This is a genomic window from Vicinamibacteria bacterium (assembly GCA_035620555.1).
In the GTDB taxonomy this organism is placed as follows: domain Bacteria; phylum Acidobacteriota; class Vicinamibacteria; order Marinacidobacterales; family SMYC01; genus DASPGQ01.
In genome coordinates this window covers 1-3,721 of sequence record DASPGQ010000788.1, presented here as the reverse complement: position 1 = coordinate 3,721, position 3,721 = coordinate 1, and the positions used below count along the sequence as shown (strand labels likewise).

2 protein-coding genes are annotated in these 3,721 nt (G+C 61.9%); both read left to right on the top strand.

Annotated features, from left to right (window positions below; genetic code table 11):
- On the top strand, nucleotides 1-1,958 hold a 1,958-nt coding region (locus VEK15_31710), incomplete at its 5' end, for a polysaccharide biosynthesis tyrosine autokinase (GenBank protein ID HXV65305.1).
- A gap of 336 nt (nucleotides 1,959-2,294) precedes the next feature.
- The coding region (locus VEK15_31705; GenBank protein ID HXV65304.1) for a hypothetical protein at nucleotides 2,295-3,721 on the top strand (1,427 nt) is incomplete at its 3' end.

Here is a 3,721-nt window from a genome sequence, read left to right as displayed (position 1 = left end):
GCCAGATCAATCTCGTGGATGACCGCACGATCGAGGAAGTGCGTTCGCGCTACGAGGAGTTTTTCGCGACCCAGCAAGCGATACTCCGGAGCCGAACCCTCGCAGAACGCGTCAGCGACGAGCTGAATCTGGCTCAGCTGCCGCTCTTCCCAGACAGGAGTCGCGGCGCCAACGACCACTTGGCCAAGATGCGCCGCACCGAGACCCTGCTGGATATGCTTCGCGTCGCTCCAGTGGCCAATACCCAGCTCATCGAGATCAGCTTCGTCGCACCCGAGCCCGAGCTCGCGGCCCAGCTCACCAATACTTGGGCCGAGCAGTATGTGGCTTACAGCAGCCAGTCCGTCTCGGGAGTGGCGCGCATGACATCGGATTTCATTCGGGGTGAGATCGAGAAACTGCAAAAGAGCATCAAGAAGAAAGAAGCCTTGCTCCAGGAAAGCAGTGAAAAAGGAGACTTCGTCATCGTCGAGGAGCGGGCGAACACGGTTGTTCAACAGCTCGGGGAGATGACCACCAGGCTGACACAGGTGCAGGCCGCTCGCGCCCAGGCCTGGGCCCATTATCGAAGTCTGCAGGAGGAGGACGCCGAGTCGCTTCCCGACGTTTTGAACAATCCGGCGATCCAGGATCTCAAACGGGAAAAGGCCGAGCTGGAGCGTCGTTACACCGAGCTGGCGAGCCGGTTCAAAGAGAACTACCCCGACGTCCAACGAACCCGAATTGCCCTAGATAGAGTGGAGGAGCGCCTTCGGCAGGAGACCGAGGAAGTGGCGGGCCAGGTCATTGGAGCGGCGAGGGTCCGCTACGAGACGGCGCTTCGGGAAGAGGCCCTGCTCCAAAGAGACCTGGAACAACAAAGGCAGCGAACTCGCGACCAGGACACGGTAGCGGCCGACTACCGGCAGATCAAGGTAGAGCTGGATAACGAACGCGCGGTCCTCGAGCAGCTGTTGAGGCGGCAGAGTGCCACCGGCCTCACAGCCGAGCTGGGTGAAAGACAGCAGATGATGGTTCGCCTCGTGGACAAGGCCGTCGTTCCGACCGAGCGCCACAGTCCGAGGCACGAGATCAACCTCTCGATCGGCACGATACTGGGCTTGGTGCTTGCGGTCGGGATTGCATTCGTTCTCCACGGTCAGGACACCAGTTTGTTTACCGCGGCCGACATCCGCCGTCTCGGCTTGCCTTATCTCGGGTTCTTTCCTCGCGACCCGTCGCGAGACGTAACCACGGCCGCGGCCCCTCCCAACTTCGCCTCGAGTGAGCGAGCGAAGTTCCTCGCACTTCTTCTGCTCAGGCCGGGGACACCGAGACGAACGGTCCTCGTGACCAGCTCGACCGAGGGCGAGGGGAAGACATTCGTCGCGACTCAGCTGGCAGTTTGTCTCGCCCAGCTGGGGAAGAGAGTTCTCTTGGTGGACGCCAACCTTCGTTCCCCCCGCTTGGATGCCGCTTTCGGTTTGCACTATCAAGTGGGGTTGAGCAGCGTTTTGACGGGGAACGACGCCGTCCAGACCGGTTGTGTCCCGAGCACGGAAGTCCCGGGGCTGTACCTCATGCTCGCGGGTCCTCCTACGCCCGCGCCGGCGGAGTTGCTGAGCTCGCAGACCATGGATGAGACACTCAAGGAATGTCGAGATCGGTTCGACCTGATCGTGCTCGACTCCGCCCCCCTCCTGCCGGTCGTCGATTCGCACGTACTCGCCCACAAGTGCGACACCATCGTGCTCGTGACTCGAAGCGGGGCCCGGCGCGACACGGTTATCACCGCGAGGAAACTCATCGAAAGCGAGAATGGAAAGATCACCGGCATCGTCCTCAACGACATCGACGTGGGAGACGAAGGGGTGAAACAAGGCCGTAGCTACCCGAAGTCTTACGGTTACGGATACGAGCGCTCGACGGGGAATGGGCGGGCAGTCGCCCCGCCTTCGGACGTCGAGAATCGTCATTGACCAAGCCGCAGGGGACTGAAACCCCGCTAGAGCAATCGGTGGGGCGGTAATTTACCGAGCCAAGCCACTGAACTACTTGACACGCGTGCCGCATCGTCTTATAACGTGTGTGCTTAGCCTCTGGGTTGGGATTAAGCTTGCGCCCCCTCCGCAAATCGGGGAAGTCTGACACTGAGCCCCCAAGTCGCATGGTTGCGACGGGTGCGTGCCCCTCCGGTTCCCGACGCGGCAGCAAGGTGAGTGCGAGTGATAGTAAAACGCGTGAGGCAACTCATCCCATGGCTCTTCCGACAGGAGCGATCATTTGGGAAGGTTCTGACCTCGATTCTTCTGTCGATGTTCTGCGCGGCCGCGGGCTGGGCCCAGGAGGCGTCGGAAGTCTACCTGGTCCGTAGCGTTCCCGGAGAAGAGCTGGAGTTGGAGAACGAAGCGGTTGTCGCTTTCTCGGCCCGTGCCGGGTCGTTTCTGGTTCTCAGCTCGGAGGGTCCGTCCGCGTCTTTTTCCGGTGTCGGGTTAGCGAGTCGTCTGGGGGCGGTAAGTGACCGCGTTTCCCTGCGGGCGACGATCCGCAATCCGCTGAACGCGACTCTGGACCATCGTGGCAATCGCCTCCTCGCCATCGTGGACGGGGGTGTGGCTTCACTGGGGGCGGGAGCCACGGGAGGGGTCGATCCCGATGAGCGCTGGACCTACGTGAGCGAGCGCCTGGAGGTCGAGAACCCTTCGGGACTCACATCGGATCCAGTGAGCGGCCGGGTCTATGTGTTGGATGGCTCGGGGCCGCGGGTCGTCACTCTGGCCCCGGTGGCTGGAGGTGGTTTGGTAGCGGTCGGGACGATGGATTTGGGCCAAAGCGGCCTCGGAGCGCTCAGTGGCCTCGCCTTCGAGCCTTCGAGCGGGCATCTGTATTCGCTGAGCGCCGGTGGGGATCGGCTGTACGCCGTCACGCCGAGCGGCGTCGTGGCTGGGAGCTGGGACGTTTCCCGTCTGCGGCTCGGGAATGTGCGGGGAATGTTCTTCGCTCCGAGCGCGGATGCGACGGACGATCCCTCGATTTGGAACCTGTACATCTCGAGAGAAACCTCGAGAGCTCGGGTTCGTCGCCGAGCGGCTTTTGGTCCGCCGACGGGTAGCGAGCCGTCGAGCAGGACCGACCTTCTCGAGATCTCGATGACCGCGCCACCGGCGCCGATGGCTATCGCGTCCAAGGGGACGCTGGTTCAGACGATCCTCAGCCAGAATTTCTCTCCCCCGAGTCCCGATTCGTCGGGGGTTACCTGGGACAGCCATCGTGGCCAACTCATGATGAGCGATGGCGAAGTCAACGAGATGAATATCTACGACGGGGCGAACGTCTGGGAGTTTACGACGACCGGTTCGGTCATGAACTTCTGGAATACCTTGTCCTTCTCGGACGAGCCGACAGGGATCGCGTTCAATCCCAACAACCTTCACCTGTTCTTTTCCGACGATACCGGCAGTCGGAGCGTCTATGAGCTGAATCCGGGGCCGGACGAGCTCTACCGGACGTCGGACGACATCGTGACTTCCTTCAAGACGGGAGACTACGGAAGTACGGATCCCGAGGGCGTCACCATCGACCCTGTCGCCGGGGTTCTCTATGTGGTGGACGGCGTCAACCGCGAGGTCTACCGTGTGCATCCCGGGCCCAACGGGCTGTTCGACGGGGTCACATCGGACGATCAGGTGACGCATTGGGACACGCTCGGCGATGGGCTCGACGACCCGGAAGGAATCGCCTA